The following is a 26,711-nucleotide window of genomic DNA, read 5'->3' as shown; positions in this document are numbered from 1 at the left end:
ACGTCGACGACGTGGTGTGGACCGGAACGTGGGTCGCGGAGCGACTGGGCGTCGAACTGATCGGCGACGAGGAGCTACCGGCCCTGTTGGGCCTCGCACTGCGCCGCAACCCCAAGCGCGCGCACCTACTCGTCTCCAGCGTGCTCGGCAAGCACGTGCCGCAGCGCCCCTCGGTCGTGTACGGCTCCGGCCTCGGCCTCGGCCGGCGCGTCCGTGAACTCCTCGGCGAGGAGGAGGCCGCGCGCTCCGTCGTCCTCGGGTACGCCGAGACCGCCACGGCCCTCGGCCACGCCGTCGCCGACGGGCTCGGCCTCGCCCCGTACCTCCACTCCACCCGGCGGCCGGTGGCCGGAGTCGCCCGCGCGGGCGGCTTCGAGGAGTCCCACTCGCACGCCACCTCGCACCTGCTGCTGCCCGAGGACACCGAGCTGCTCGCGGGCGACGGGCCGCTGGTCCTCGTCGACGACGAGTTCTCCACCGGCAACACCGTCCTCAACACCGTCCGGACCCTCCACGAGCGCTACCCGCGCAAGCGGTACGTCGTGGTGGCCCTCGTCGACATGCGCTCCGCCGCCGACCTCGGCCGCCTGGACGCCTTCGCCGAGGAGATCGGCGCCCGCGTCGACCTGGTGGCCGGCGCCGCCGGGACCGTACGCCTCCCGGAAGGGGTCCTGGAGAAGGGCCAGGCGCTGGTGGCCGAGCACGAGACGCCCACCCCCGCCCCCCTCCGCCCGGCGTCCCGCCCGGCCCCCGTGCGGATCGCGCTCGACTGGCCCGAGGGGGTCCCCGACGGCGGCAGGCACGGCTTCACACCGGAGCACCGCACCCGCCTTGAGCAGGCCCTGCCGGCCCTGGCACGCAGGATCGGCGAGGAACTGGGCGCCCCGTCGGTCACCGCGGAGGAGCCCGGCGCTCCCGCCGCGCCCCGCGTCCTCGTCCTCGGCTTCGAGGAGCTGATGTACGCGCCGCTGCGCCTCGGCACCGCCCTGGAGGACGCCGGCCACGACGTCAGCTACTCCACCACCACCCGCTCGCCCGTCCTCGCCGTCGACGACCCCGGATACGCGATACGCACCCGGCTCGTCTTCCCCGCCCACGACGACCCCGCCGACGGACCCGGCGAGCGGTACGCGTACAACGTGGCCGGCGCGGGCTTCGACGCGGTCGTCGCCGTCGTCGACTCCACCGCCGACACCCCGGCCCTGCACGCCCCCGACGGCCTGCTCGCCCAGCTGTCCGCGCACGTCCCGCGCGTCGTCCTGGCCGTCATCCCCTCGCACACGCCCACGGCCACCGCCGCACCCACGCACAGGACCACAGCCGTACCCACAGCCGCGCCCCTGCCCACGCACACGCCCACGGCCCCGCCGTACCCCTCGTACGACGACAGGCCCCCGGTCACCGAAGCTCCCGAAAGGAGCTCCATGCTGCCCGAGCCCCTCCGCGGCCCCGCCTTCTCCTCCTACGCCCCCGAGGAGGTCGGCTGGCTGCTCCAGGACCTCTCGGACGTCGAGCTGGAGGCGCCCACCGAGGAACGCGAGGAAGCCATCCAGAGCGGCGGCGCCCACTACGCCGAGTCGCTGCCCGTCGAGTACCAGCCGAGCCCCCGCTACCAGGAGCTGTTCCACAGCGCCCTGGAGACCTCGGCCGCCCGTATCGCCCGCGCCGTCGGCACCGTCACCGAGACGGTCCTCGCCGAGTGCCCCGGCCGGCGCCCCGTGCTCGTCTCCCTCGCCCGCGCCGGCACCCCCGTCGGTGTCCTCATGCGCCGCTGGGCGCAGGCCCGCCACGGCCTCGACCTGCCGCACTACGCCGTCTCCATCGTGCGTGGCCGGGGCATCGACGCCAACGCGCTGCGCTGGCTCGCCGCCCACCACGACCCGGCCGACGTCGTGTTCGTCGACGGCTGGACCGGCAAGGGCGCCATCACTCGCGAACTCGCCGAAGCGATAAGGGAGTTCGAGGCGGCCGAGGGTGTCACGGGCTTCGATCCGGAGATCGCGGTCCTCGCCGACCCCGGCTCCTGCGTCCGCACCTACGGCACCCGCGAGGACTTCCTCATCCCGTCCGCCTGCCTCAACTCCACGGTGTCCGGACTGATATCGCGTACGGTCCTCCGCGCAGACCTGGTCGGACCGGACGACTTCCACGGCGGCAAGTTCTACCGCGAACTGGCCGGATCCGACGTCTCCAACGACTTCCTCGACGCCGTCGCCGCCCGCTTCGACGAGGTCGCCGGATCCGTCGACGGGGACGTCAAGGAACTCCTCGCCGCCGACCGCACCCCCACCTGGGAGGGCTGGGCGGCCGTCGAGCGGATCAGCGAGGAGTACGGCATCCACGACGTCAACCTGGTCAAGCCGGGTGTCGGCGAGACCACCCGCGTCCTGCTCCGCCGCGTCCCCTGGAAGATCCTCGCCAGGCGGGGCGCGGGCGCCGACCTCGCGCACGTCCGGCTGCTCGCCGAGCAGCGCGGCGTACCGGTCGAGGAGGTCGACGAACTCCCGTACAGCTGCGTCGGTCTGATCCACCCTCAGTACACCAGGGGCGCGACAGGCGCCGACGGCAAGGCGGTGGTGTCCCAGTGAGTACGACCCCGGTGGGTGGGACGAAGGCCCCGGCCTCCGTACTGGTCGCCAGCGACCTCGACCGCACCCTCATCTACTCCTCCGCGGCCCTCGCCCTCGGCATGCCCGACGCGCAGGCCCCCCGGCTGCTCTGCGTCGAGGTCCACGAGTCCAAGCCGCTCTCCTACATGACCGAGGACGCGGCCGACCTCCTCGCGCGACTGACCGGCGAAGCCGTCTTCGTGCCCACCACGACCCGGACGCGCAAGCAGTACCAGCGCATCCAGCTCCCCGGCGCCGCACCGAAGTACGCGATCTGCGCCAACGGCGGACACATCCTCGTCGACGGCGTCTCCGACCCCGAGTGGCACGCCTCCGTGGTGCGCCGGCTCGCGGAGGAGTGCGCACCGCTCTCCGAGATCCGCGCCTACCTCACCGCGACCACGGACCTGTCCTGGGTGCGCAAGCACCGCGTCGCCGAGGACCTCTTCGCGTACCTCGTCGTCGAGCGCGAGCGGCTCCCCGAGGACTGGCTGCGCCGCTTCGGCGCCTGGGCGGGGGAACGCGGCTGGACGGTCTCGCTCCAGGGCCGCAAGGTGTACGCGGTCCCGAAGCCGCTCACCAAGAGCGCCGCGGTCCGCGAGGTCGCCCACCGCACCGGGGCCACGCTCACGCTGGCCGCCGGCGACTCCCTCCTCGACGCGGACCTGCTGCTCGCCGCGGACCGGGCCTGGCGGCCGGGCCACGGCGAACTGGCCGACAGCGACTGGACCGCCCCCCACCTCGACGTCCTGGTGGAACGCGGGGTCGCGGCGGGCGAGGAGATCCTGCGCCGCTTCCGGGCGGCGGTCGCCGTCTAGGTGACGGTCAGGGGTACGGCGGCCTCAGCCGCAGCAGCCCCCGCCGCAGCAACCGCCGCCCCCGCCGCCACTCGGCGCGGGGCCGGCGGTGGAGCTGCCGCCGACGGCCACGGCCGAGAGCAGCTTCACGGTGTCGTCGTGCCCGGCGGGGCAGGAGGCGGGGTCGGAGGACTCGGCCATGGGACGGCTGAGCTCGAAGGTGTCGCCGCAGGTCCGGCAGCGGAATTCGTAACGAGGCATGGGGACAGGCTAGAGCCTTCGGCTCGGAGTGTTCCGCTCACGGCCTCCGCTTGCAGCTTCCTGCCCGCAGCCCCCGCTTTCGGCTCCCGGCTCCCGGATCAATGTCCGGCGCCCCGCTCCTCCCGGATCTGCCCGACGACGTGCGCGGCCGTGGCCCGTACGCCCTCCAGTTCGGTGAGGAAGTGCCAGTAGTCGGGGTGCCGCCCCTCCAGCGTGCCGACCGCGCGGTCGAGCCGGGCGACGGCCTCGTCGAGGGGCCGGGCGTGGCGGGGGTCGGGGGTGCTCCGGCCTGCCATGGCGAGCCGCTGGGCGTCGCGCACGGCGAACCGGGTCCGGTCGATCTCGGCCTTCGGGTCCTTGGCGACGGCGTCGAGACGGCGCAGCCGGTCCCCGGCGGCGGAGACGGCCTCGTCGGTGGAGTCCAGCAGGGCGCGGACGGTGGAGAGGAGCGAGGTGGCGTCGGGCCAACGCTGCTCGGCCCGTGCCTTTCCGGCCTCGGCGAGCCGTTCCTCGGCCTGGTGGAGCGAGGTGGTGGCCTGCTCGGGCACGTGCTGGAGATCCTGCCAGCAGGGCGCGGTGAAGCGCCGGCGCAGCTCGGAGAGGACGGGTTCGACGCCGCCGGTGCGGGTGGTGAGCGCTTCGGTGCGGGTACGGAGGGAGACGAGCCGCCGGTCGATCTCGGCGGCCCGCGCGGGCAGCCGCTCGGCTTCGGCACGTACGGCCTCGGCGTCCCGCATCACCCGGTCGGCGCGCTGGAGCGTCTCGGGCACGCCGTGCCGCCCGGCGCCTTCGTTGAGCCGGGTCAGCTCGGGGCCGAGGGCGGCGAGCCGGGTGGCGAGGTCGTCGGCGCGCAGCCCGCTCTCGCGTACGGAGTCGAGGGCGCCGGACGCGCCGCGCAGGGCCTGCCGGGCGCGCTCGACGGCGGGGGCGAGGCGGGCGAGCTGGGTCTCGGCGCGCCCGAGCAGCGGCGCGAGCCCCTCCTCGTACCGGTCCAGGTCGGCCTTCGCGCGGTTCAGTTCGTCCTTGGCGCGGGTCAGTTCGGCGCGGGCGCGGGATGCGGTCGCGGCGTCGAGGTCGTCGTGGTCGAGGTCGTGGGCGTCGACGGCGTCGATGTAGAGGTGGCTGACCTCGTCGATGCGGCGGCCGAGGGCCTCGAAGCCCTCGACGGCGCGGCGGGCCTCGGGGGAGCTGTCGACGGCGGTGATGGTCTCGACGGAGATGCGCAGCCCGCGCTGGGCGGTGTCGAGCTCGTAGAAGGCCGCGGCGGCGGCGTCCTTGGCGGCCTGGGCCTCGGCCCGCTGGCTCTCACCGCGCCCGCCGAACCAGCGGCGGGTGCCGCCGCCGGCGAAGGCGTGCGGCAGCAGGGCGCCGACGAGGAGGGGCAGGGCGAGGGCGAGCCGGAGGCCGGAGGGCGCCCGCCGCGGCCCACCGTCGGTTCGGGTGTCTGCCCGGCCGGGCGTGTCACGACGTCGAACCCCGCCCGCCCCCCTCGCGTCGCTCGCCGCCACGTACCTCTCCCGTGCTGTGTCCGCCGTGCCCGGTCCGATTCATTCTCCCACCAGGTAAGGACGAACACACGGGCCGGTCAGTTCGCGGTGAGGACGGACACGTCACCGTTGTCGCTGCGGGCGCTCACGGCGTGGCCGCTGCCTTCGCGGCGCGGGACGTCGATGCGGATGTCGCCGTTGTCGCTGGCGCCGGTCACGTCGTACTCGGAGGTGGGGAGGGAGAGGGTGATGTCGCCGTTGTCGGTGAAGAGGTCGACGCGGCGGGGTACGGCGCCGAGGGCGATGCGGACGTTGCCGTTGTCGGAGCGGGCGACGACCTCGGGGGCGGTGGCGCCGGAGTCGACGACGACATCGCCGTTGTCGGTGAACAGGTCGAGGGGGCCGGCGGGCTTGCGGACCCGGACGTCGCCGTTGTCGGACCGTACCTTCAGAGGGGTGGTGAAGCCCTCGGCGGTGACGCCGCCGTTGTCGTCCTGGACGGTGACGGCGACCTTGCGGGGCACCTGGATGCGGTGGACGGCGTCACAGTTGGAGGAGACCCCGCTGCACCCCACGCGCAGGGTGAGCCGCCCGCCGGTGAGCGTCCAGGTGGGCTCGGGCCCGGACCCCATGAACACCCACCCGTCGACCTGCCGCTCGACCCGCACCTCGTCGATGTCGGCGGGCGTGATCACCAGCTCGGAGTCGTCGGAGTCGATGGTGAGCGCCGCGCCGTCGAAGGCGAACGACTTCCGCTCCACGGACGCGGCGTCGACATCGGCGGAACCGCACCCGGCGAGCACGAGGGAGGAGAGCAGCACCCCTCCGGAGACGAGCAGCACACGGAACGGACGACCTGCGACAGCCATGACGATGAACCCCCACCGAGAAACGCGGACAGTAGGACGACGCTATGCCCCCGCCACCCCACGTCACGATCCGGCGACCCACCGTCCCGGGGGTGGGGCTACCCCCCCCGGCCAGAGGTATCGGATTGCGGCACCCACCCATCCGCCATGTACGCTGTTGTCCCTCCCACGGGTGCGTAGCTCAGGGGTAGAGCGCTGCTCTTACAAAGCAGATGTCGGCGGTTCGAAACCGTCCGCGCCCACCAGTAGGTAGATAAACAATGGCCCAGGCCACCGGTACTGAACCGGGGGTCTGGGCCTTGTTCGTTCTTTGGGCGGGGGCGAGGGAGGGGCGCCGTGCCAGCTACGTGCCAGATGCGTCGCAGGCCTCGCTGGGCCGGACCTTCCTGATCTGCTCGTGGACGTGAAAAACGGTGGCTGGGAGAGTCGGACCGATGCGAAGGTGCCCGCGCCAGCGGAGATCGCTGACTGCGCCGCAGGTGCCGCCCGGGGGAGGCGGCGCGGTGCCGGGGAGACCCGCTCACAAGCCACCGCACCTCCCGCAAGACCACGGGAAGACAAGCGGCACCATCCGCCACAGAGGCAGAGAGAGAGTCCCGGACCGTGATCGGTTCGCGGAGGCCGACCGCCCGCGTCATCGCTCATCCACGGAGCGGCGGCAGGTGTCAGCCTTCCTCTGCCGCCAGTACTTCCTCCCGGTCACGTCGGGAGGCCCTTTCACCCGCTTCCAGCTCCGCACGCTCCAAGGCTGCGAGGGTCCTCCGTCGCCACCTGCCAACGACGATGGCCGTGAGCACGACCATGAGGAGAGCAACAACCGGCGCACCCCAGGCCAACGCACCGATGGCGTACCCGAGCGACTCCATCGCTTCCCCCTACGCAGCCCCGCCAACGACTGACGGGCACCTCGTGGACAATCTCGCACAGGGCGGCGGTGCGACGACGACAGTGTTCTCCACCGGCTGGCTCTGATCGCGACGGACATGATCGTTCCGGCGGCCAACAGGCGATTCCCAGGAGAAGAAGTCTCCAGGACAGCATCCGTGAACCCCCTCGAACCCCACGAACGCCGAAGGCCCCACTCCGATGAACTCTCATCCGAGCAGGGCCGTAGGCCATGGCACTGGTGGGCGCGGACGGTTTCGAACCGCCGACATCTGCTTTGTAAGCTCGCGCAGACCACGGCCAGCGAGGGTCGACACCAGCTCACGGGCGCCACGAGGTGCCGTGCGGGGCTGCTGTCATCCACCGTCGTTGATGTCAGATTTGGATGGCACCTGTCGCCGATCCGCGAACGGCCGCCGATAGTCCGCGGCCTCCCCGACCGGGGGATAGTCCCTGCCGAGCGTCACATCGACGGGGTACTCGGGCTCCCCGACTTCCAGTTGAGGAAGATGTCCCACGTCATGGTTCGCAACCGGTGCAGGCACTGGACAAACAGCTCCAGCTCCTCATCAGACAGCCGCTCGTTGTGCATGCCACCCCCGCTACCGACCAATTGACCGGGTCGGACGATTCCCAACGCCATGGATGTCAGCGGACCAGGTTGGGGAAGGGGCAGAGCTCCAGCGGTTCGTCCTGGCGGTCGGCCCAGTGCCACCAGAGGGTCCGGTCCTGGCAGCGCCACAGGGAACGGCAGACCCGTTGGTCGTCCTCTTCGCGCTTGCTGAGAACAAATCCCTTCCATTCCATGGGTCGGTCGCAGTCGGGGCACGGGAGCGGCCAGTCAGCCATGATGCGGAACTTGTCTCGGGCGTTGTCAGTGGTCGGTTGTAGCGTCGAGGCCAAGGTTGAGCCGGTTCGGTGTTCCTCTGCGGAACACCGCGGCCAAGGGGGGTGGCAAGGGAGGGGTCCCCTGAGCTTTCACGCTTCGGGACCCTTAGCTCGGACCCCACCCCCTCACCTTCCTCGGCTGATGAGGATCTCGTAGACGATCTCGCACAGCGCGGCGGGTACGACGATGTCGGCGGTCTCGACGGGCCGCCCCCGATCGCTTTGGTAGGTCCGCCGGATGTGCGTGACGAGACCGGCCTTCTGGATCCCGAGAAGCGAGGCCTCCTCGGCGGTCGCCTGACGCGGCTCAGGCTGCTCAACGGCGTGGCTGACCGTGACGCCGATCTGAGCCATCCGGTTCACGACGTCGGCCCCGGCGTGAGGCCCACCCTCGGGAAGAACCACAACGGTCCAACCACTGAGGTCGTACGGCTCCCAGCTCGTCGACAACTGCACGGGCCGCCCGTCGGCGAGGAACTCGTACACGGTCCGGGCACATAGTTCGCCCTCACCGATCCCGAGCCGTTCGGGCGTTCGGGGGGTGCGGGGGTGTGGCGTGTGGTCGGCTGGTGGGGTGGAGGCAATCATCGCCAGTGCATTGGCTGTTGTGGGTACGCTGCTCGGGTCGGCCATCACCCTCGCCGTTCAGCGGCGTACCGTCGAGAGAGGGCAGCGGTTCGCTCGGGGTGAGACGTTGCGGCAGGAGCGGCTGGATGCCTACACCGCTTACGCCGGCGCCCTCGTGAACTATCGGCGCTGTCTCGTTCATCTGTGGTTCTGCGAACGTGAGTCGCCGCCTCCCGAGGGCCCCGACACGGTGCGCATCCGGGCCTACGACCTGCGGTCCGTCGCTCAGGAGGCGCTCTTCCGGCTGCAGATGCTCACGACCGACGAGGAGTTGGGGCGCGCCGGCGAAGCCCTGCTCGACGACGTCACCAGGCTGCAGCGGGCGGCGGACAGAGGCTCGCTGGAAGAGTGCAGGGTGCGGACGCGGGACGGCATCAGCGAGCTGGTGCGTGCGGCCAAGTTGCGGCTCTGATCGGTGCCCGGTGCCCGGTGCCCGGTGCCCGGTGCCCGGTGGTCGGTGTTCGTGCTCCACTTCGACGAAAGGCCCCTCGCCGGGCGCGGCTAGGGGCCTTTCGTCATGCGTGTGCCCGTCAGGCCTTGATCACTTCTACCTTCTTGTCGCCCGCCGTCGCCACGGTCACCCACTTGACCGTGCCCGTCTCGCGGTCGCTCGCCGTCGTCGCTCCGGTCGTCGCGTGGCCCGCCACGGCGACGAGCGCTGCCGCCAGGATGCCGAGGGCGATGCCGGCCTTGGCCGTGGTGGTCATACGTGCGGTGTGGGCCTGCGCCACGGGGTCCTCCCTGAAGTACCTCTGGTCGAAGGTGGGATGAACGTACCTTGTGGTGGGCTGCGGGGGAATGGGCGAAGAGTTGACGCCCGGCCCGCACGGCCGGTGTACTCCCCGCATGGCTGATGTGGGGGACTCGCCCGAACCGGGCGTGCAGAGCGGCGAGATGACGCCGCAGCGGTACATCGAGGGCCGGCTCTCGCAGTACCAGGGCTGGTACGACGCCAAGGCGACCCGGATGAAGGCGATGCATCTGCGGATGCGGACCGTCTCCGTCGTCGGCGGCGCCCTCGTCCCCGTCTTCGTCAATCTCGACCTCGTCTTCGCCCGCGTCACCGCCACCGTGCTGAGCGTGGTCGTCGTCGCCGCGGTCTCCCTGGAGAGCGTCTACCGCTACCGCGAGCAGTGGAAGAACTACCGGTCCACCGAGCAACTCCTCGGGCACGAACGGGTTTACTTCGAGACCAAGGTCGGGCCGTACCACAACCTCCCCCGCCGCGAGGCGTTCTCGACGCTCGTCGCTCGGGTCGAGAAGGCCATCGCCAACGAGAACTCCGCCACCCTCAACGTCATGACACTCGGCGGGCAGGTCAACGCCGATGTGCAGCAGCATGGCATCCCCGCCGCCCGCGCCGCCGGGGACGAGGAGGGGGAGCGGGAGGGAGACGGGGAGCGGGTTCGGACTCGGGCTCAGGTGAGGGGTGGCGCCGAGGACTCCGCGCCCGCCGCGACCGGCGTCAGCTCCCCGACCGCCGCGCCTGCCTCGACCTCCGTCAGTGCCGCGCCCGCAGTGAACCCCGTCGACGAGCCGGGGCACCGGTAGTCTTCCGGAGCCCCGTAGTACGTCAGTCGCGGCGCCCGGTCAGCACCACTTGTAGTCCACCCGCGTCGAGTCGTACGAGCAGACGTCCACCCGCGTGCCGTTCGACTTGCGCAGCGTCGCCGTGTCGCGGTCGTTGTTCCAGACGTACGCGGCACGGTTCTGGTAGACGTTCGCGGCCGTGTTCGTACCGCGACCCGTGCGGACCGTCACGATCTTGCCCTTGCCGAGCACGTAGCTGCCGAACGTGTACTTGTGGTTCGCCGCGTCCGTGACCGTCCAGCCCCGGAGGTTGACCGCCGCGCCCGTCGTGTTCCGTATCTGCACGTACTCGGAGTTGAGGCTGGTGTTCGAGCGGTTGTCCGTGCCCGGGCTGTCGTAGTAGATCTTGTACAGGTGGACCGAGCCGGCGGCCTGTGCCTGCGTGGGCAGCAGCAGGATGCCGGAAGCGGCGGCCGCGGTCACGGCCGCGAACGTGCGTGCGCGAAGCATGAATGTCCCTCAGTTTCTGTCGGACGCCCGCCGATGGGGCCGGCGAGCCCACAGAATACGCACGTCCTTCACCTCGCCCACACAAATTCGGAGAGAGGGGGATGAGGGTTGCGGCGGGGCGGGGAGGGAAGTGCTGGTACGCGCGCTTTACGCGTCGAAGTCGTACTCCAGTACGTACGCCGACGAGTCCAGCGTCATCTCGTTCAGCTCCACCGCCACCCCCGGCCTCGTGAACGCCGTTCGCCCGATGAGCACCACCGGCGTGCCGGCCTCCAGTGCCAGCCTGTCCGTCTCCTCCGCCGTCGGCATCCGGCAGCGGATCTCCTCCCGGAACCGCACCGGCCGGTGCCCCAGCTCCGTCAGCCGCGCGTACGTGCCTCCCGGCCCCGTGTCCGGCTCGGCGACCGGCGTCCCGCGCACCAGCTCCGCCGAGAGGTACGAGACGGAGAGCAGCACCGGCTTGGCGTCCAGCACGAACCTGCGGCGCCGGACGCACACGGGCGCGCCCGGCGCCAGGTTCAGTGCCCCCGCGATCCGCTCCCCGGCCCGCGTCTCGCCCACCTCGATCTGGTCCACGACCAGGTCCCGGTCGTCCTGCACGTCCGCCGACCAGACCGAACGCCCGTTGCCCCAGCGGTCCCCGGACAGGCGCGGGATGCCTCGGCGGCGCAGCGGGCGGAACACGCGGACGAAGACGCCGGCCCCCTTGCGGGAGTCCGCGAGACCCTCGTTGCGCAGCACCGAGAGCGCCTGCCGGGCCGTCATCCGTGCCACCTCGTACGTCGCCATGAGGTCGTTCTCACCGGGCAGCCGGGCGCCCGGCGCGAAGACGCCCGACCGGATCGCGGTTCTCAACTCATCTGCGATGCGCTGGTACTTGGGCCGACGAGCGCTGTCCTGGTCAGTCACGGGTGGACTACTCCCTTCGTCTTCGTGACACCCTACGGCGCGCCCCCGGCGCGGGGCGCACGCGCCTGCGCGGTCCCGCCCGTCGATCCATCCATCGGGGGACATCTCTAGAGATACGTTGACAGCGGGGTGCCGTACGGCTTCTCTAGGTGTCCCCGTACCTCGGGAGCGCGTCCGGAGCGCCTCGCGAGCGTGTCCGGAGTACGTCCGGAGTGCGCGGGGGAGTGGCTCCGGGAGAACGTCAGGAGATCGGGACGGAGGGATGCGTGCAGCCACTGCCCGAGGTCGGTGACCTCGTCCGCGACACCGCCACCGGGCGGGTCGGTTTCTACGTGGGGAGCGTCTCCGGGCGCGTGCTGATCCGCGCCGTCCACGGCGGCGCCGAGTGGGACGCCGAGCCCGCCGACGTACAGCCCGCCACACCCCTGCGTGAGCTGCGCGCCCGCGCCGCCGAGATCAACGCGCGTAGTAGACGGGGGCTCGGGGGGTTGGGGTGAAGCCGGAGCCGGTCGTCGCGTGAGGTCTGAGTCGGCCGTCGGGTGAGGTCTGAGCCGGTTGCCGGGTGAGGCCGGAGTCGGCCGTCGGCTGAGACTGGGGCCGGGCCGGGCCGGGCCGGTTGGGGTGGGTCGGGTCACGGGTGCCGGGTCGGGGTGGCGGGGCCGGGGTGGCCGGCGTGGGCAAGGGGTATCCGGCGCGACCGTGGGTGTTCCGGGCCGTTGTCAGTCGCGCGCGCGACACTGGAGGCATGTGCCGCAGCATCAAGACGCTCCGACCGCCCGCGCTGCCCGAGGAGGCGACCGAGGACGACATCCGCGCCGCCGCCCTGCAGTACGTCCGCAAGGTCTCCGGCTTCCGCGCCCCCGCCGCCCACAACCGCGAGGTCTTCGAGCGGGCCGTGGACGAGATCGCGGAGGCCACCGCGAGACTCCTCGACGGCCTGGAGGTGCGCGGGGCGCACCCAGCCGTCAGGACGCCGTCGCGGGAGCCGCAGCCGGACGCCGTATGAGATAGGCGGCGAGCCCGCCCGCGAGGAAGAGCGCGAGGGTCGACACCCCCGCGCTGAACCAGGTCGCGCCCAGCCACTGCCCGCCCAGCCAGCCGAGCCCCACGCTGTACGAGGCCCAGGTCACGCCCGCGAGGGCGGACCACGGCAGGAACTCCTCGACCCGGCGCTTCGCCGCGCCCGCGCCCAGGGACACCGCGGAGCGGCCCGCCGGGGCGAAGCGAGCGAGGACGACCAGCAGTCCGCCGCCCCGCGCCAGCGCGGTGCCGAGACGTTCCTGCGCCACGGACAGGCGCCTGGAGCGGGCGATCGCCCGGTCTATCCTCGCGCCGCCCCTGAGAGCCAGTCGGTACGCCAGGAAGTCGCCCAGCACCGACGCGGAGGCCGCGCAGAGCAGCAGGGGGAGGATCGAGGGCACGTCGGGGGTGGCCGCCGTGGCCGTCGCCGCCGCCGTGGCGGCGGTGATGACCAGGAAGCCGCTCGGCAGCACGGGCAGGAAGACATCGAGCAGGATCGACGCCGCCACCACCGGGTAGATCCACGGACCGGTGGTGAGCGACCGCAGCGAGCCCAGGCTGTCGAGCAGATTCACAGGGCCAGAGCCTACGCGGGGGCGCGGGAACGCACGCCGGGTGGGTGCGGGAGGGCGGGTGTCGGCGCTCGGTGGTCGATGGAGGGTTGCTGGTTGCTGGTTGCTGGTTGCTGGTTGCTGGTTGCAGGTTGCTGGTGGTCGGTGGTCGGTGGTCGGTGGTCGGGGCGTGTGGCGTCGGGCGGCGGCGCCTCGGGGCGTCGTGCGAGTCGCCGGTGTCCGTGACCGCGCGAAGTTGTGTGACCTTGCGGGAAAGTGTCCAGCGCCAGGGGCCGGTTCCAACCGACGCGCGGCCCGGAAAGGGCCGGAAGACGTGCTGCGGATTCCGGCCCCTTCCTGTAGAGCGCCTAGGCCGCGACCGGCGTGCCCCGCTCCTCGCGTTCCCCTTGTGCCCCGCCCGCCGTCGCCGCCGAGCCGACCCGGGAGCCGAAGAGCCGGTCCAGGGCCAGCGCGCCGGGGCCGGTGAACACCAGCAGGAGGAAGGCCCAGCAGAACAGGGCCGCGGTTTCGCCGCCGTTCTGCAGCGGGAAGAGGGCGGCCGGCTGGTGGACGTCGAAGTACGCGTACGCCATCGAGCCCGAGGCGAGGAACGCGGCGCTCCGGGTGCCGAGACCGGCCAGGACCAGACCACCGGCGGCGAGCTGGATCACGGCCGCGTACCAGCCAGGCCAGGTGCCGGCCGGGACCGTGCCGCCGCTGCCCGCCGAGCCGCCGAGGACCCCGAAGAGGGAGGCGGCGCCGTGGCACGCGAAGAGCAGACCGACGACTATGCGGAAGAGGCCGAGCGCGTACGGCTGGACCCGGTCCAGACGGCCCGCGAGACCGCTCGGGGTGACCGGGGCGCTCAGGTCCTTCCGGCTGCTTCGACTGCTCCGGCCGTTCGCGTCGTTCGGGTCGCTCTGGTCGCTCTGGTCGCTCTGGTCGTTCGGGTCGTTCGGGTCGTTCGGGTTGTTCATGGGGGGACTCCTTCGGCCTGACCCCGTCCGTGGGGTGGACGGGGGGTGGGGACGGAAACCGATGAGGCCGTAAGGTTAGGCACCCCTCAGTAGTACTTGCAAGTTCAACATTCAGCCGTCGGGAAGTGTGTGGTGACGTTCACTTTCCGACGGCCGATGCCGACGCGCTGTCAGGGGCGGGGTGGTCAGCAGCCGTTGAGGATCGACTGCAGGGCGCTCTTCTCGGCGGAGTCGACGCTGAGGTTCCAGTAGTGCTTCACCTGTACCCACGCGCGGACGTACGTGCAGCGGTAGGCGGTCCGCGAGGGCAGCCACTTCGCCGGGTCGAGATCCCCCTTCGCCTGGTTGACGTTGTCCGTGACGGCGATGAGCTGCGGTCGCGTCAGGTCGTTCGCGAACGACTGGCGCTGCGCGGTGGTCCACGAGGAGGCGCCCGAGCGCCAGGCCTCGGCGAGCGGGACCATGTGGTCGATGTCGAGGTCGGACGCGGCGGTCCAGGTGGCCCCGTCGTACTCCGAGTACCAGCTTCCGCTGACGGAGGCGCAGCTGGAGTCCGTGACGACGTTCACGCCGTCGCGCTTGAGGACGGTCTCGCGCGTGTTGCAGGTGCCGGACTGGGTGATCCAGTGGGGGAAGAGGTCCCTGCTGTATCCCGAGGTGGAACCTTCCGCCTTCACGGTGAGGGCGGCCAGGTAGGTGCGGGCCGTCGCGGCGCTCACCGGGGTGGGCATGGCGGCCTGGGCGGTCGGGGCGGTCGCGAGGACGCCGGTGAGGGAGAGGGTGGCGGAGGCGGCGAGGACGGTGAGTCGACGCGCGTAGATCATGCCGACGGGCATGTGAACTCCCTTGAGATGGGGGGACCTTGGCGGATGCCGTCCCCGCGTGGGGTGCCGGGCGACGGCCCGGTCATCGTGGCGGCGCCAGGTTTCGGTGGGGGGTGCGCCAGGTAACAGGGTGGCGACATGAACACGTCACATCAAGGGGTATGACGCGTCCTGACGGAGCGCCAGATTCCGCCCGGTGTCACGGGAGTGGGCGGGCGCCCGTCGGGAGGCGCGGGCCGGTCATCGCCGGGAGGCGCGGGCCGGTGATCACCGGAACGTGTGGGGCCGCCCCCGCCGGGAGGTGAGGGCCGGTCAACGCCGGGACGCGCGGGTGCCCCGCCGGGACGTGCGAGTCGGCGTCCGTCGTGAGCTGCGGACCCGCCCCAGCCGGGAGGCGCGTATCGCGGGCGTATGGAAAATCGCATACGCCGTCGCAACCGTCCTCCGTCTTTGATGGAGGCATGAACCACAACGCATCCGTGTCGGCATCACCGTCGCCCCGCCGTGCACGCGGGATCGTGCCCGTCGCTCTCGCCGTCCTCGGCCTGGGAGGCGCCTTGTTCCCCCTGCGCAGGATGCTCATGATGTCCGCCCCGCGGTGCATGGCCGGGCGGTGGCACGGCTGCTTCGACACGTTCAACGGTGTGGTGTTCATGACCCTGGTCACCGTGCCGTTGGCGGTGCTGGTGGCGTGGGTTCTGGCGCGCCGCCGGCGAGCGAGGGGAGTCGCGGCGGCGTGGCGGCTCTCGCTGGCCGAGGTGGGCATGGTCCACGGGACGGTGCCGTTCCTGTGGTTGACGATGATGCCGGGCGCCGGGGCCGGCGTCGTGCCCGGCCGGTTCAGCCTGGTGCCGCTGAGAGACCTGGCCACGATGGGGCCGCTCGGGATCGTCGGCAATCTCCTCGTCTTCGCCTCCCTGGGGTTCTTCGCCCCGACGCGCTTCGCCGCACTGGCGTCCATACCGCGCGTCCTGACGCTCGGGGCGGGCTGTTCGGCCCTGGTCGAGACGGCGCAGTACGTCCTGCGCCTCGACCGGGTGTCCTCCGTGGACGACGTACTGGTCAACACGGCCGGCTGCGTACTGGCGGCGCTGGCGTCACGGCGCTGGTGGCGCACGGCGGCAGAGGCCGACACCACGGCACCGCTCCGGGGCGGCCGGCCAGACCCTCGGAACGCTCCGGGGCCGGCATCGGCGCCGGCACCGTACGACGTCACTCACGGCCCGGCGGAGGACGTCGGCACACACTCCACGGCGGTGACCCGAGGTGCTTAGGGTTCAGACATGCGCGTACTGATCGTGGAGGACGAGCCCTATCTCGCCGAGGCCGTCCGTGACGGTCTCCGGCTGGAGGCGATCGCCACCGACATCGCCGGGGACGGCGACACCGCCCTGGAACTGCTCGGCGTCAACTCCTACGACCTCGCCGTCCTCGACCGCGACATCCCCGGCCCCTCCGGCGACGAGGTGGCCCGGCGCATCGTCGCCTCCGGCAGCGGCATCCCGATCCTCATGCTCACCGCCGCCGACCGCATCGACGACAAGGCATCCGGATTCGAACTCGGCGCCGACGACTACCTCACCAAACCGTTCGAGCTGCGAGAGCTGGTCATGCGGCTGAGGGCGCTCGACCGCAGACGCGCGTACGCCCGGCCGCCGGTCCGCGAGATCGCGGGCCTGCGGGTCGACCCCTTCCGACGGGAGGTCTTCCGCGACGGACGCTATGTGGCTCTCACTCGCAAGCAGTTCGCCGTGCTCGAAGTGCTCGTCGCCGCCGAGGGCGGGGTCGTCAGCAGCGAAGAGCTACTGGAGCGCGCCTGGGACGAGAACGCCGACCCGCTCACCAACGCCGTCCGCATCACCGTCTCCGCGCTCCGCAAACGGCTCGGCGAACCATGGATCATCGCGACGGTGCCGGGCGTCGGCTACCGCATCGACAACGGGCCGGCCCCGGCACCGGCCCCCAACGTCCCGCATGCCTAGGCGCCACGGACTCAGCGTCCGCCTCAAGCTCACCCTCAGCTATGCCGGGTTCCTCGCCGTCGCCGGTGGTCTCCTGCTCGCCGTCGTGTGGGGGTTCCTGCTGCGCTACGTCCCCGACAGCTCGCAGGGCCTGCTCGGGATCTCGCCCAACCGCTACCTCCTCGTGCGGACCTTCGCCCCCGCAGCGGCCGTCGCGATGGCCTTCCTGCTCGTGTTCGGCCTCGTCGGGGGATGGATCCTCGCCGGCCGGATGCTCGCACCGCTCACCCGGATCACGGCCGCCGTGCGGTCGACGGAGGGCGGATCGCTGTCCCACCGGGTCGCCATGGAGGGCCGTCGGGACGAATTCCGCGAGCTGGCCGACGCGTTCGACGCCATGCTCGAACAACTCGAGTCCCACGTCGGGGAACAGCAGCGGTTCGCCGCCAACGCCTCCCACGAGCTGCGCACCCCGCTGGCCATCTCACAGGCGCTGCTCGACGTCGCCCGCAGCGACCCCACACGGGACCGGGCCGAACTCCTGGAACGCCTACAGGTCGTCAACACCCGCGCGATCGACCTCACCGAGGCCCTTCTGCTGCTCAGCCGCAGCGACCGGGGGAACGTCACCCGGGAGAGCGTCGACCTCTCCCTCGTCGCCGAGGAGGCCGCCGAAAGCCTGCTCCCGCTCGCCGAACAGCGCGGGCTCACGCTCGCCGTCACCGGCGGAGCGACCCGGACGAGCGGCTCCGCGCAGCTCCTCCTGCGGATGGTTACGAACCTCGTCCAGAACGCCGTCGTCCACAACCTCCCCGCCGGACCCGCCGGACCCGCCGGACCCGCCGGACCCGCCGGACCCGCCGGAGGCACCGTGACGGTCCATACCGAGACGCGTGGTGACACGGGAGTGCTGTGGGTCGAGAACACGGGCCGGCCGGTGCCGCCGGAGCTGGTGCCGACCCTCACCGAGCCCTTTCGGCGCGGAACGGAGCGCATACGCACCGACGAGCACGCCGGGGTCGGTCTCGGCCTGGCCATCGTGCGGAGCATCGTCCGTGCCCACGACGGGACCCTCGACCTTTTCCCCCGCCCCGACGGTGGACTCCTCGTCACGGTCCGGCTTCCCGGTTCGCCATCACGGGCATCGTCCGGGGGCGGGACCGACTGGACGGAAGCCGGTCCACTGGAACCGAGCGGGAGCCAGTAGGCCGGAGCCGGGTCGTTCTTAGGGCGCCGGCAGGACGGTCAGCGCGATCGAGCCGTCGGCCGTGCGCTCCACCCGCAGCCGGGTGAGGTCGTCGATGTGCACGTCCGGTGCGAAGGCCGCCGCGCGCGGGCCCACGCCCACGATCCGCATGCCGGCCGCCCGGCCCGCCTCGATGCCGGCCTCGGAGTCCTCGAAGACGATGCAGTCCGCCGGGTCGAAGCCCAGCTCGGCCGCGCCCTTGAGGAAGCCCTCCGGGTCCGGCTTGCTCGCGCCGACGCGCTCGGCGGTGACGCGGGTCTCCGGCATCGGCAGCGCCGCCGCGCCCATCCGGGCCTGCGCGAGGGCCTCGTCCGCCGAGGTCACCAGGGCGTGCGGCAGCTCCGCGAGCGCGGCCATGAAGGCGGGGGCGCCGGGAACCGGTACGACCCCGTCGAGGTCGGCGGTCTCCTCGGCGAGCATCACCCGGTTGTCGGCGTGGTTCTCGGCCATCGGGCGGTCCGGGAGGAGGACGGCCATCGTGGCGTACCCCTGGCGGCCGTGGACCACCTTGAGCACGGCGTCCCCGTCGAGGCCCTGCCGGTCCGCCCAGCGGCGCCAGCAGCGTTCGACGACGGCGTCCGAGTTGACGAGGGTGCCGTCCATGTCGAGGAGGAGGGCGCGGGCGGTGAGCGTTGCCGGGGTGACGGCGGGCATCGGGTCTCCAGAGGGGTCGCGCGGAGAACGAAGCGGTCCCGCCCACCGGTCAGGGTTTCGCGGGCGGGGCCACTTTGTTCTTTCACGATACAAAACCGGGGGCGGTCTTGGCCAACCGGTCCGCATGCCGGTCCGTCGGCGGGTCCGCATGCCGGTCCGTACACCGGCGCTCGCCCGCCGGTCGTCAGATGTGGGGTGTGTACCGCTCCAGGACCTCGCGGGTGTTCGGGCCGTACACGCCGCCCGGGTCGCCCTGGATGTACATGTACGACTGGTAGAGCCACACCGCGTCCCGCACGTCCCTGTCGTACTTGCCGTCGGTGTGGCCGTCGTACACCCCGACGTCGGTCAGCCGCCGCTGGAGGTCCCGTACCTCCGGCCCCGACGAGCCGATGCTCAGCGTCAGGACCTCCTCGGGTTCCCCCTTCGTCGCCGTGGGGGACGGCGTCGTGGCCGGTGTCGTCGTCGGCGGCACGACCGGTGTCTCCGGCGGGGTGGACGCCGGGGGCGCCCCCGCCCCGGTCGTGGTCGGCGAGGGGCTCGGCGACGCGGTGGTGCGGGTCGCGGAGGGGGTGGGTGAGGGGGACTCGGTGGTCGGGTGCGGCGTGGGGGAGGACGAGGTCGGCTCCGGGGTCTCCGAGGTGGCGGACGGAGCCTCCGAGACGGCGAGGTTCAGGGACGCGCTCGTGGTCACCTCGGGCACGGCCGCCCGGTCGTCGGGCTCCTCGCCGCCGCCGAGCACGGCCGCCGCGAGGGCGGCGGTGCCCGCCACGGCGACGGCGGCCACCGCCGCGACGAGCACGCCCCGCTTGCGCCCCCGCCGCTCCACGGCCGGGCCCGGCGGTACGTCACCGACGCCGCGCAGCAGAAGCGGCATGGTCTCGGACGGGTCGCCCATGCCACTCGGGCCGCCTATGCCGCCCGCGCTGCTCGGGCCGCCCGCGCCGCCCGGGTGCAAGCCGCCCGGGGCCGCCTCCATCGGATACGTCTCCGCCGCCGCCTCACCCGGATACGGTCGGATCGCCGCCAGTTGGGTCGTCGGCGGGTCCTCACCCGTGGAGACGCCTCCGGAGGCACCTCCGGAGGCACCTCCGGAGCCGTTCCCGTACGCGCCACCGGACGCGCCACCGTACGTGCCGCCGGACGCGCCATCGGACGTGCCGCCGGACGCGCCGCCGGACGTGCCGCCGGACGCGCCGCCGGACGCGCCACCGGACGCGCCGCCGTACGCGCCATCGGACGTGCCGCCGTGCGCGCCATCGGACGTGCCGCCGTGCGCGCCGCCGTACTCCCCGCCGTACTCACTCCCGTACGGGTTCGCGCCCCCCGCCCCGTACGCGGCCTTCTCCTCCGGTGAGTCCAGCGTCACGTACGGCCTGATTCTGAGCGGGTCGAAGTCCTCGGCCGCCGCTATCTCCGCCTGGGCGCAGGCGCAGCCAGGTCTGTGTACACCGCATTCAGGACAGACGTGTCCGGTCATGATGGGTTCCCCTCCCCGATACCACTGCGAGCGATTATGCAGCCCGCCCCTTTCGAGTGGGCGAACAGCCGTGCCCTTCCGCAGGCCATAACCGGACATTCAGACCAGGATGAAGGGGCCGTACGAGGTCGGTACCAGGAGACGCCGGAGGAGATGCCCATGGCCCAGGAAGTACGCCCGTCCCCGCCCGACAGCGGCGGCGCGCCCGTGCCGGGCGAGGGCCAGAGCCACCGCACGGTCCTCGTCGCCATCGGCGCGCTGCTGCTCGGCATGCTGCTCGCCGCCCTCGACCAGACGATCGTGTCCACCGCCCTGCCGACCATCGTCAGCGAACTCGGCGGCCTGGAGCACCTGTCCTGGGTGGTCACCGCCTACATGCTGGCGTCCACGGCCGCCACCCCCCTCTGGGGCAAGCTCGGCGACCAGTACGGCCGCAAGAAGCTGTTCCAGGGGGCGATCGTCCTCTTCCTCATCGGCTCCGCCCTCTGCGGCATCGCCCAGAACATGCCGCAGCTCATCGCCTTCCGCGCCGTCCAGGGCCTCGGCGGCGGCGGTCTGATGGTCCTGTCGATGGCGATCGTCGGCGACCTCGTGTCACCCCGCGAACGCGGCAAGTACCAGGGGCTCTTCGGCGCCGTGTTCGGCGCCACCAGCGTCCTCGGCCCGCTGCTCGGCGGCTTCTTCACCGAGCACCTGTCCTGGCGCTGGGTCTTCTACATCAACCTGCCGATCGGTGTCGTCGCCCTCTTCGTGATCGCCGCCGTGCTGCACATCCCGGCGCGTTCCACCCGGCACACCATCGACTACCTCGGCACCTTCCTCATCGCCTCGGTCGCCACCTGCCTGGTCCTCGTCGCCTCGCTCGGCGGCAGCACCTGGGCGTGGGGGTCGGCGCAGATCATCGGCCTCGCCCTCCTCGGAGCCGTACTCCTCGTCTGGTTCGTGTACGTGGAGCGGCGGGCCGCCGAACCCGTCCTGCCGCTCAAGCTGTTCAGGATCCGGACCTTCAGCCTGGTCTCCGTCATCAGCTTCGTCGTCGGCTTCGCGATGTTCGGCGCCATGACCTATCTGCCGACCTTCCTCCAGGTCGTCCAGGGCGTCACCCCGACCATGTCCGGCGTCCACATGCTGCCGATGGTCGCCGGCCTGCTGATCACCTCGACGGCCTCCGGTCAGATCGTCTCCCGCACCGGCCGCTGGAAGGTCTTCCCGATCGCCGGCACCGCCCTCACCGCCCTGGGGCTGCTGCTCCTGCACAAGCTCACGGAGACCAGCTCGACCTGGTCGATGAGCGTCTGCTTCTTCGTCTTCGGCGCCGGACTCGGCCTCGTCATGCAGGTCCTCGTCCTGGTCGTGCAGAACGCCGTCTCCTACGAGGACCTCGGCGTCGCCACCTCGGGCGCCACCTTCTTCCGCTCCATCGGGGCGTCCTTCGGCGTCGCCGTCTTCGGCACGGTCTTCACCAGCCGGCTCAACGGCAAGCTCGACGACGTCTTCGCCGACGCCACCGCCGCCGGGCAGACCATCCCGCCCGGCGTCGGCCCCGAGCAGGTCGCCGCCGATCCGCGCGCCGTCGCCACCCTCCCGGCCGAGCTGCGGACCACCGTCCTGCACGCGTACGCCACGTCCATCACGGACGTCTTCCTGTACGCGGCGCCCGTGGTGCTCGTCGCCTTCGTCATCGCCTGCTTCCTCAAGGAGGACAAGCTGCGTGTGTCCGTCACCGCGCCCGACGCCAGCGAGACCCTCGTCTCGAACCCGGTCGAGCGCTCCTCGTACGACGAATGCGCTCGCGCCCTGTCCGTCCTCGGCTCCCGCGAGGGACGCAAGGCGGTCTACGAGAAGATCACCGCCCGCGCCGGGCTCGACCTGCTGCCCGCCGCGAGCTGGCTGCTGCTCCGCATCCGCCACCACGGCACCGTCGAACCCGCCCTGCTCGCCGAGACCGTGCCCGTACCGCTGCGGGCCATCACGGAGGCCTCCCGGCAGGTGGAGGAACGGCGTCTGGTCACCAGGGAAGGGCTTCAGCTGATCCTCACCGAGGAGGGCGTCGGAGTGGCGACCCGGCTTGAGGCGGCCCGTGAGGAGTCGCTCGCCGAACTGCTCGGCGACTGGTGGGGGCCGGACCGGCCGACCGATCTGGTGCGGCTGGTGGAGCTGCTGACGTCCGAGCTGAACGGCTCGGACGCGGAACGCCCCCACAGCCCGGAACCGCCCCGCGACCACCAGGCCTGAGCACCGCTCGGTACGCCGCCGCCCGCCGCCCGGGGTGGTGCGTTCAGAGGTCCTTGCCGTACCAGATGTCCATGTACGGGCCCGTGCAGTACGCCGGGATCTCCGCGTATCCGTGCCGTGTGTACAGGGCGCGGGCCTCGACCAGGTCCAGGCGCGTGTTGAGGACCATCCGGCGCGCGCCGAGCGCGCGGGCCTCGTCCTCGAGGGCGGCGAGCAGCGTGCCCGCCCCGCCCAGGCCCCGGAAGGCGTGGCGCAGGAACACCCGGGTCAGTTCGGCGCGCTCCGAGTCGAGGAGCAGGACCCCGCCGCAGCCGGCCGCCTTGCCGTCGTACCGGCCGACCAGGAACTGCCCGGTCGGCGGGGTCAGCAGCTCGACCCCGTCGCCGGCGAGCCCCTCGTCGATCTCGGCCTCGGTCGCGGGCCGCCGCCAGTAGCGGCTGGCGACGTCGTCGTAGTAGTCGCGGCGGAGGGCGGCGGCGTCCGGGGTGTCGACGGGCTCGGGGGAGAAGATCCAGGTCATGCGCGCCATTCTGCGGCGCGCGCGCCCCGGCGCGCAGCCGGGTTTCGCCTCGGCCCCCGGGCCCGGCCGCAGGCCCCGGGCTCCGGTCCGCGACCGAGCCCCGACCCGATCACGGCCCGGGCCTCCGGTCCGCGACCGCGCTCAGACCGGGCCTCCGACGCCGGCCGCGCTCAGACCGGGCCTCCGACCCCGGCCGCGCCCGTCCCGCCCCTCGTGGCTCAGTTCTTGGGGGACGTCGTCTGGACGACCTCGAAGGACCACAGCGTGGAGCCGGTCGCGGCGGGCTTCGGTCGCTCGCCGCCGCCCTCGCCGCCGCCCTGGTGGGCGGCCTTCATGGAACCGTTCATCCAGTTCTGGAAGTCCTCCTCGCTGCGCCAGCGGGTGTAGACCAGGTACTGGTCGGTGCCCTCCAGGGGCCGCAGCAGCTCGAACCACTCGAATCCGTCGGAGCCCTCCACGGACCCGGCCCGGGCGGCGAAGCGCTGCTCCAGCACCTCACGCTGCTTGGCCGGCACGGTCAGGACGTTGATCTTCACGACACTGGGCACAGGACACCTCGTCACAAGCACGGGCCGGGCGCTGTGCCCGGCCTTGATCACGTACGTACCCGCAGTCTCCTACACCGCCCCGTCGGGACGGCGTGAAGACAGGGCGGCGAGAAGGCGGCGCGGGCCGGGTGTCGGAGGCGGCTCCTATGCTGGGCGTCCCCGGTTTCGGACGCCCTCGCGGGCTCATGAAGGGCAGGACATGACGCACACTCCTCCCGTCTCTCCCTCCGTCCCCGGGGCGGACGCGATACGCGCCCTGGCCGCGCGCTGGCTGCCCTGTCTCGGGGACGGGGACTTCGTCGTCTCGCCCGCCGGGCTGTGGCTGGCGCTCGGAGCCGTCGCCTCCGGGGCGCGGGGGCGGACCGGCGAGGAGCTGGGCGCGCTGCTCGGGGTCGAGGGCGAGGCGGCCGGCGAGGCCGTGACCGCCGTCGGGCGGCGGATCGCGGCTGCCGGCGGGGTCGTGGTGGCGACCGGGGTGTGGAGCAGGGTGCCGGTGCGCGAGGGGTTCCGGCGGGGGCTGCCCGGGGTGGGTTTCGGGGTGCTGCCCGGGGACGGTCAGGAGGAACTCGACGCGTGGGTACGGGAGTCCACCGGCGGCCGGATCGACGGGCTCCCGCTCCGGCTCGACGGATCCGAGGACCTGGTCCTGCTCAACGCCCTCGCGCTCAAGGCCTCGTGGCGCTCCGCGTTCCGCGCGGACCTCACCCGCGACGAGCCCTTCACCGAGGGAGACGGCACCACCCGGACCGTGCCGACCATGCGGCAGCGGATTCCGGCCGCCCAGGTCTGGTACGTGGACGGGGTCACGGTCGTCGAGCTGCCCTGCGCCGGGGCGGCGGGGGCCCTGGTGCGGTTCGTGCTCGGGCCGGAGGGTGCCCGGCCGGCCGAGGTGCTGCCCGCCGCCTGGGCGGCGGCGTCGGCGCGGGAGCGGCTCGCCGCAGACTCGGCCGATCTGGCGCTGCCGCGCTTCGAGTCGCGTACGCGGACCGGGGTGGACGCGCATCTGAAGGCGCTCGGCGTCACCCGCGCGCTGCGTCCCGGAGCCGAGTTCCCGGTGCTGTCCGAGGCCGAGCTGTTCGTCTCCGAGGTGGTGCAGGAGGTCTTGATCGAGGTCGCGGAGGAGGGGGTGGAGGCCGCCGCCGTCACACAGGTCACGATGACCCGGAGCGCGGCCCGGCCCCCGCGGCCCGTGGTGGAACGGATCGCCTTCGACCGCCCCTTCGGCTTCGTCGTCCTCGACGCCACGGAAGAGCTGCCGCTCTTCACCGGGTGGCAGCGGAGCGCGCCGGTCGCGGGGAGGGCCGTACGGGGCCGACCCGACGACCACCGCTGAGGCCGACCGTCCGGCGACGGTCGTCGGCGACGCCGGACGGTCGTCGGCGGTGGTCGTACGGCGGGCTCGGCGGAGTCGGCGTCAGCGGTGCGGTCGGCGTCGGCGTCAGCGGTGCCGACCCGCGTCAGCCCGTCACGCGGGCCAGCAGCAGTCCGTCGTAGCCCTTCGTGCCGACCGTCTGGACGGCCGTCGCCTCCAGCCGGGGTTCCCGGGCCACGAGGTCGAAGAGTTCGCGGGTGCCGTTGATCGCCGGGTCCTCCGGGTGGGGGGTGGTGATCCTTCCCCCGCGTACGACGTTGTCGACGACGATCACCGTGCCGGGGCGGGACAGTTTCAGCGCCCACTCCACATAGCGCGGGTTGTTGACCTTGTCGGCGTCGATGAAGACCAGGTCGAAGGGGCCCGCGCCCTCCGCCTCCAGCTCGGGCAGGCTGTCGAGCGCCGCGCCCGTACGGACCTCGACGAGCTTGTCCAGGCCGGCGCGCGCGATGTTGGCGCGGGCGACGGCCGCGTGGGCCGGGTCGTACTCGAGGGTGATGAGCCGGCCGTCGGCGGGCAGCGCGCGGGCCAGCCAGATCGTGCTGTAGCCGCCGAGGGTGCCGATCTCCAGGATGTTCCCGGCGCCCTGCGTCAGCGCGAGCAGGTGGAGCAGCTTGCCCTGGTTGGGTGCGACGGCGATCTCGGGCAGGCCCGCCGCCGCCGAGTCGGCGAGTGCGGCGGTGAGCACCTCGTCGCCGGGGGCGATCGTCTCGGTGAAGTAGTCGTCGACCTCGGTCCATCGGGGATCAGGCTGAGAGTTCGTCATGCGGCCGAACGTACACCGGCGTCGGGACCCGCCGGGGTCCCCGCGCGCCGCCGTCCCGCCCGTACCACCCGTACCGCGAGGAGCGCCGTCACCGCCGCGAGGAGCGCCCCGCCGCCGACGGTGAGCAGCCAGACGGGGATGCCTCCGGCCACCGTCAGCAGACGGTCGGTGTACTCGACCCGGCGGTACGGGGTGTCCGCGACGGTCCGCAGATGGTGGTCGTCGTCGATCCGCTCCGGGTGCGGGAACCGCTGCTCCAGGACGGTCAGTCGGACCGGCCGGTCCCCGGCGAGCGCGGCGACGGCGCCTTCGGGGCGCTCGATCCGTCCGGCGAAGGTGACCTCGGGGCGGTCGCCGCCGATGGGGGAGCGGGGCTCCATCCGGTGCTCGGCCAGGACGTACAGGCCGAGGGTCTGCGGAGTGCCGGCGAGCCGGGAGAGCCGCATGGGGTAGACGAGTTCGGGGGAGGCGAAGGTGATGCGGAGCGGGGTGAGTTCGCCGTCCAGGACCGCGCCCTCCTCCTGGGGCGCGAGCCGCACCGCGACGTACTCCCACTTCCGGTCCACGTACGGCTGGAGCGCGCCGGTCAGCCGTTCGGGCAGCTCGAAGCCGTTGGCGCGCAGCCAGCCGCCGAGGGCTCCGGGGTCGGTGGCGGTCAGCCGGGCCACGTCGAAGGGGCCGAGCCGCTCGCGGCCGACGACCCCGACGCCGGGGGCCGCGCCGGGCGCCGGGGCCCCCACCCCGTCCCCGTGGTCCTCGGTGAACGGCCACTCGCCCTCGCGCGGCCAGAAGTGGAAGCGGTCGCGCTGCTCGGGCTCGGTGAGCCGGTCGAGCGCGTCGAAGAGCGCGGGGTCGCCGAGGGTGACGCCGGCGCGGCTCGGTACGGGCATGATCCAGGCGGCGTGTTCGGCGTCGCCGTGCACGTTGAAGCGCATGACGACCGTCTCGGTGCGCCCGTCCCAGCGGACGGCGGACTCCTCCCGGTCGACGCCGATGCGCTGGTCCTTCGACGGGATCATGGCGCCGCAGCCGCAGGCGTACGCCGGTGCGACGAGCGAGCCGAGCTGGAGCGCGAGCAGTGCGACGACGACGGCGAGGACGCGGCGCGTCCGTGCCCCTGGTGTTCGTGTGGTTCGGTGTGTCCCCCGCATGCGGGGTGGGACGTGACCGGTCATGATCCGGTTC

General features: G+C 72.5%; 28 protein-coding genes and 1 tRNA gene. 12 read left to right on the top strand and 17 right to left on the bottom strand.

Translation table 11 applies throughout. The features are described 5' to 3' along the window. Positions 1 to 11: 11 nt before the first annotated feature. Both ABT154_RS16090 and ABT154_RS16085 read left to right on the top strand, forming a co-directional pair. Positions 12 to 2,588: a phosphoribosyltransferase gene (locus tag ABT154_RS16090; RefSeq protein WP_351857455.1), complete on the top strand. Its 2,577-nt coding sequence runs from the start codon at positions 12 to 14 to the stop codon at positions 2,586 to 2,588. Then, on the top strand, positions 2,585 to 3,427 hold the full coding sequence (locus ABT154_RS16085; protein ID WP_351857454.1) for an HAD family hydrolase: 843 nt from the start codon (positions 2,585 to 2,587) through the stop codon (positions 3,425 to 3,427). The genes ABT154_RS16090 and ABT154_RS16085 overlap by 4 nt, the downstream gene beginning before the upstream one ends. A 24-nt stretch (positions 3,428 to 3,451) precedes the next feature. Here ABT154_RS16085 and ABT154_RS16080 read toward each other — a convergent pair whose 3' ends face one another. The 3 genes from ABT154_RS16080 to ABT154_RS16070 form a co-directional block, all read right to left on the bottom strand. Next, positions 3,452 to 3,667: an FmdB family zinc ribbon protein gene (locus tag ABT154_RS16080; RefSeq protein WP_056559462.1), complete on the bottom strand. Its 216-nt coding sequence runs from the start codon at positions 3,665 to 3,667 to the stop codon at positions 3,452 to 3,454. Positions 3,668 to 3,765: 98 nt separating this feature from the next. Then, positions 3,766 to 5,175 (bottom strand): hypothetical protein, encoded by a 1,410-nt coding sequence (locus tag ABT154_RS16075; RefSeq protein WP_351857453.1) that lies wholly within the window; start codon positions 5,173 to 5,175, stop codon positions 3,766 to 3,768. Between the two features lie 77 nt (positions 5,176 to 5,252). Beyond that, a complete protein-coding gene (locus tag ABT154_RS16070; RefSeq protein WP_351857452.1) occupies positions 5,253 to 6,023 on the bottom strand; it encodes a DUF4097 family beta strand repeat-containing protein in 771 nt (256 codons plus the stop codon). Between the two features lie 170 nt (positions 6,024 to 6,193). Between ABT154_RS16070 and ABT154_RS16065 the strand changes: the two genes are divergently transcribed. After that, positions 6,194 to 6,268, top strand: a tRNA-Val gene (locus ABT154_RS16065). Positions 6,269 to 7,556: 1,288 nt separating this feature from the next. Here ABT154_RS16065 and ABT154_RS16060 read toward each other — a convergent pair. Together ABT154_RS16060 and ABT154_RS16055 are read right to left on the bottom strand one after the other, a co-directional pair. Next, positions 7,557 to 7,715: a hypothetical protein gene (locus tag ABT154_RS16060; protein ID WP_351857451.1), complete on the bottom strand. Its 159-nt coding sequence runs from the start codon at positions 7,713 to 7,715 to the stop codon at positions 7,557 to 7,559. Between the two features lie 207 nt (positions 7,716 to 7,922). After that, positions 7,923 to 8,384 carry a UTRA domain-containing protein gene (locus ABT154_RS16055; RefSeq protein WP_351857450.1) on the bottom strand — a complete coding sequence of 154 codons (462 nt, stop codon included), beginning with the start codon at positions 8,382 to 8,384 and terminating at the stop codon, positions 7,923 to 7,925. On the opposite strand from ABT154_RS16055, the gene kilB reads away from it, so the two are divergent. Next, a complete protein-coding gene (gene kilB / locus ABT154_RS16050; protein ID WP_351857449.1) occupies positions 8,371 to 8,835 on the top strand; it encodes a plasmid transfer protein KilB in 465 nt (154 codons plus the stop codon). The genes ABT154_RS16055 and kilB overlap by 14 nt on opposite strands. Before the next feature lie 118 nt (positions 8,836 to 8,953). Here kilB and ABT154_RS16045 read toward each other — a convergent pair whose 3' ends face one another. After that, complete coding sequence (locus ABT154_RS16045; RefSeq protein ID WP_351857448.1) at positions 8,954 to 9,154, bottom strand: hypothetical protein; 201 nt, start codon at positions 9,152 to 9,154, stop codon at positions 8,954 to 8,956. A gap of 115 nt (positions 9,155 to 9,269) precedes the next feature. Between ABT154_RS16045 and ABT154_RS16040 the strand changes: the two genes are divergently transcribed. After that, positions 9,270 to 9,974, top strand: a complete 705-nt coding sequence (locus tag ABT154_RS16040; protein ID WP_351857447.1) for a DUF4231 domain-containing protein — start codon at positions 9,270 to 9,272, stop codon at positions 9,972 to 9,974. 39 nt (positions 9,975 to 10,013) lie between these two features. Here the strand turns inward: ABT154_RS16040 and ABT154_RS16035 are convergent, their stop codons facing one another. Both ABT154_RS16035 and ABT154_RS16030 read right to left on the bottom strand, forming a co-directional pair. Continuing rightward, the gene (locus tag ABT154_RS16035; RefSeq protein WP_351857446.1) at positions 10,014 to 10,463 is read right to left on the bottom strand and encodes a lamin tail domain-containing protein; all 450 of its coding nucleotides are present in this window, start codon (positions 10,461 to 10,463) and stop codon (positions 10,014 to 10,016) included. 147 nt (positions 10,464 to 10,610) lie between these two features. Continuing rightward, positions 10,611 to 11,372 carry a GntR family transcriptional regulator gene (locus tag ABT154_RS16030; protein WP_351857445.1) on the bottom strand — a complete coding sequence of 254 codons (762 nt, stop codon included), beginning with the start codon at positions 11,370 to 11,372 and terminating at the stop codon, positions 10,611 to 10,613. A 266-nt stretch (positions 11,373 to 11,638) separates the two neighbouring features. Between ABT154_RS16030 and ABT154_RS16025 the strand changes: the two genes are divergently transcribed. Together ABT154_RS16025 and ABT154_RS16020 are read left to right on the top strand one after the other, a co-directional pair. Further along, entirely contained in the window at positions 11,639 to 11,869 is a 231-nt protein-coding gene (locus tag ABT154_RS16025) for a hypothetical protein (protein ID WP_351857444.1), read from the top strand. A gap of 248 nt (positions 11,870 to 12,117) precedes the next feature. Next, entirely contained in the window at positions 12,118 to 12,378 is a 261-nt protein-coding gene (locus tag ABT154_RS16020; protein WP_317876519.1) for a DUF2277 domain-containing protein, read from the top strand. Here the strand turns inward: ABT154_RS16020 and ABT154_RS16015 are convergent. The 3 genes from ABT154_RS16015 to ABT154_RS16005 all read right to left on the bottom strand — a co-directional run bounded on the left by ABT154_RS16015 (position 12,338) and on the right by ABT154_RS16005 (position 14,756). Continuing rightward, positions 12,338 to 12,967: a DedA family protein gene (locus ABT154_RS16015; RefSeq protein WP_502969514.1), complete on the bottom strand. Its 630-nt coding sequence runs from the start codon at positions 12,965 to 12,967 to the stop codon at positions 12,338 to 12,340. The genes ABT154_RS16020 and ABT154_RS16015 overlap by 41 nt on opposite strands. A gap of 344 nt (positions 12,968 to 13,311) precedes the next feature. Then, the gene (locus tag ABT154_RS16010) at positions 13,312 to 13,812 is read right to left on the bottom strand and encodes a DoxX family protein (RefSeq protein WP_351857591.1); all 501 of its coding nucleotides are present in this window, start codon (positions 13,810 to 13,812) and stop codon (positions 13,312 to 13,314) included. 293 nt (positions 13,813 to 14,105) lie between these two features. Continuing rightward, positions 14,106 to 14,756, bottom strand: a complete 651-nt coding sequence (locus ABT154_RS16005; protein WP_351857443.1) for an HNH endonuclease family protein — start codon at positions 14,754 to 14,756, stop codon at positions 14,106 to 14,108. 449 nt (positions 14,757 to 15,205) lie between these two features. Between ABT154_RS16005 and ABT154_RS16000 the strand changes: the two genes are divergently transcribed. The 3 genes from ABT154_RS16000 to ABT154_RS15990 are packed head-to-tail and all read left to right on the top strand — an operon-like array spanning position 15,206 to position 17,912. Next, a complete protein-coding gene (locus ABT154_RS16000; protein ID WP_351857442.1) occupies positions 15,206 to 16,018 on the top strand; it encodes a VanZ family protein in 813 nt (270 codons plus the stop codon). A gap of 9 nt (positions 16,019 to 16,027) precedes the next feature. Beyond that, positions 16,028 to 16,726 (top strand): response regulator transcription factor, encoded by a 699-nt coding sequence (locus ABT154_RS15995; RefSeq protein WP_351857441.1) that lies wholly within the window; start codon positions 16,028 to 16,030, stop codon positions 16,724 to 16,726. Beyond that, a complete protein-coding gene (locus ABT154_RS15990; protein WP_351857440.1) occupies positions 16,719 to 17,912 on the top strand; it encodes a sensor histidine kinase in 1,194 nt (397 codons plus the stop codon). The genes ABT154_RS15995 and ABT154_RS15990 overlap by 8 nt, the downstream gene beginning before the upstream one ends. A gap of 18 nt (positions 17,913 to 17,930) precedes the next feature. Here ABT154_RS15990 and ABT154_RS15985 read toward each other — a convergent pair whose 3' ends face one another. Then, the gene (locus ABT154_RS15985; protein ID WP_351857439.1) at positions 17,931 to 18,605 is read right to left on the bottom strand and encodes an HAD-IA family hydrolase; all 675 of its coding nucleotides are present in this window, start codon (positions 18,603 to 18,605) and stop codon (positions 17,931 to 17,933) included. Positions 18,606 to 18,789: 184 nt separating this feature from the next. Further along, entirely contained in the window at positions 18,790 to 19,974 is a 1,185-nt protein-coding gene (locus ABT154_RS15980) for a peptidoglycan-binding domain-containing protein (RefSeq protein ID WP_351857438.1), read from the bottom strand. 270 nt (positions 19,975 to 20,244) lie between these two features. Between ABT154_RS15980 and ABT154_RS15975 the strand changes: the two genes are divergently transcribed. Then, a complete protein-coding gene (locus tag ABT154_RS15975; RefSeq protein ID WP_351857437.1) occupies positions 20,245 to 22,320 on the top strand; it encodes an MDR family MFS transporter in 2,076 nt (691 codons plus the stop codon). A gap of 43 nt (positions 22,321 to 22,363) precedes the next feature. Here the strand turns inward: ABT154_RS15975 and ABT154_RS15970 are convergent, their stop codons facing one another. Further along, positions 22,364 to 22,849, bottom strand: a complete 486-nt coding sequence (locus tag ABT154_RS15970; RefSeq protein WP_351857436.1) for a GNAT family N-acetyltransferase — start codon at positions 22,847 to 22,849, stop codon at positions 22,364 to 22,366. Between the two features lie 209 nt (positions 22,850 to 23,058). After that, positions 23,059 to 23,388, bottom strand: coding sequence for an antibiotic biosynthesis monooxygenase family protein (locus ABT154_RS15965; protein ID WP_351857435.1), 330 nt, complete (start codon positions 23,386 to 23,388; stop codon positions 23,059 to 23,061). A 199-nt stretch (positions 23,389 to 23,587) separates the two neighbouring features. Here ABT154_RS15965 and ABT154_RS15960 point away from each other — a divergent pair, with 199 nt between their 5' ends. Next, positions 23,588 to 24,721: a serpin family protein gene (locus ABT154_RS15960; RefSeq protein WP_351857434.1), complete on the top strand. Its 1,134-nt coding sequence runs from the start codon at positions 23,588 to 23,590 to the stop codon at positions 24,719 to 24,721. 124 nt (positions 24,722 to 24,845) lie between these two features. On the opposite strand, the gene ABT154_RS15955 is transcribed toward ABT154_RS15960, so the two are convergent. Together ABT154_RS15955 and ABT154_RS15950 are read right to left on the bottom strand one after the other, a co-directional pair. Continuing rightward, positions 24,846 to 25,526: an O-methyltransferase gene (locus tag ABT154_RS15955; protein WP_351857433.1), complete on the bottom strand. Its 681-nt coding sequence runs from the start codon at positions 25,524 to 25,526 to the stop codon at positions 24,846 to 24,848. Continuing rightward, a complete protein-coding gene (locus tag ABT154_RS15950; protein ID WP_351857590.1) occupies positions 25,523 to 26,677 on the bottom strand; it encodes a DUF2330 domain-containing protein in 1,155 nt (384 codons plus the stop codon). Before ABT154_RS15950 ends, ABT154_RS15955 begins: the two co-directional genes overlap by 4 nt. Between the last annotated feature and the right edge of the window lie 34 nt (positions 26,678 to 26,711).

It is taken from the genome of Streptomyces sp. NPDC001728 (assembly GCF_040297565.1).
Taxonomy (GTDB): Bacteria; Actinomycetota; Actinomycetes; order Streptomycetales; family Streptomycetaceae; genus Streptomyces.
This window is presented reverse-complemented; position numbering and strand designations above follow the sequence as displayed.

What these genes read in the sequence shown, in the direction of transcription:
- ABT154_RS16080 (WP_056559462.1), bottom strand. Translation starts at nt 3,667, where the DNA reads ATGCCTCGTTACGAATTCCGCTGCCGGACCTGCGGCGACACCTTCGAG.
- ABT154_RS16070 (WP_351857452.1), bottom strand. Translation starts at nt 6,023, where the DNA reads ATGGCTGTCGCAGGTCGTCCGTTCCGTGTGCTGCTCGTCTCCGGAGGG.
- ABT154_RS16060 (WP_351857451.1), bottom strand. Translation starts at nt 7,715, where the DNA reads ATGGAATGGAAGGGATTTGTTCTCAGCAAGCGCGAAGAGGACGACCAA.
- ABT154_RS16055 (WP_351857450.1), bottom strand. Translation starts at nt 8,384, where the DNA reads ATGATTGCCTCCACCCCACCAGCCGACCACACGCCACACCCCCGCACC.
- ABT154_RS16040 (WP_351857447.1), top strand. Translation starts at nt 9,270, where the DNA reads ATGGCTGATGTGGGGGACTCGCCCGAACCGGGCGTGCAGAGCGGCGAG.
- ABT154_RS16035 (WP_351857446.1), bottom strand. Translation starts at nt 10,463, where the DNA reads ATGCTTCGCGCACGCACGTTCGCGGCCGTGACCGCGGCCGCCGCTTCC.
- ABT154_RS16020 (WP_317876519.1), top strand. Translation starts at nt 12,118, where the DNA reads ATGTGCCGCAGCATCAAGACGCTCCGACCGCCCGCGCTGCCCGAGGAG.
- ABT154_RS16005 (WP_351857443.1), bottom strand. Translation starts at nt 14,756, where the DNA reads ATGCCCGTCGGCATGATCTACGCGCGTCGACTCACCGTCCTCGCCGCC.
- ABT154_RS16000 (WP_351857442.1), top strand. Translation starts at nt 15,206, where the DNA reads ATGAACCACAACGCATCCGTGTCGGCATCACCGTCGCCCCGCCGTGCA.
- ABT154_RS15995 (WP_351857441.1), top strand. Translation starts at nt 16,028, where the DNA reads ATGCGCGTACTGATCGTGGAGGACGAGCCCTATCTCGCCGAGGCCGTC.
- ABT154_RS15990 (WP_351857440.1), top strand. Translation starts at nt 16,719, where the DNA reads ATGCCTAGGCGCCACGGACTCAGCGTCCGCCTCAAGCTCACCCTCAGC.
- ABT154_RS15985 (WP_351857439.1), bottom strand. Translation starts at nt 18,605, where the DNA reads ATGCCCGCCGTCACCCCGGCAACGCTCACCGCCCGCGCCCTCCTCCTC.
- ABT154_RS15975 (WP_351857437.1), top strand. Translation starts at nt 20,245, where the DNA reads ATGGCCCAGGAAGTACGCCCGTCCCCGCCCGACAGCGGCGGCGCGCCC.
- ABT154_RS15970 (WP_351857436.1), bottom strand. Translation starts at nt 22,849, where the DNA reads ATGGCGCGCATGACCTGGATCTTCTCCCCCGAGCCCGTCGACACCCCG.
- ABT154_RS15960 (WP_351857434.1), top strand. Translation starts at nt 23,588, where the DNA reads ATGACGCACACTCCTCCCGTCTCTCCCTCCGTCCCCGGGGCGGACGCG.
- ABT154_RS15955 (WP_351857433.1), bottom strand. Translation starts at nt 25,526, where the DNA reads ATGACGAACTCTCAGCCTGATCCCCGATGGACCGAGGTCGACGACTAC.
- ABT154_RS15950 (WP_351857590.1), bottom strand. Translation starts at nt 26,677, where the DNA reads ATGCGGGGGACACACCGAACCACACGAACACCAGGGGCACGGACGCGC.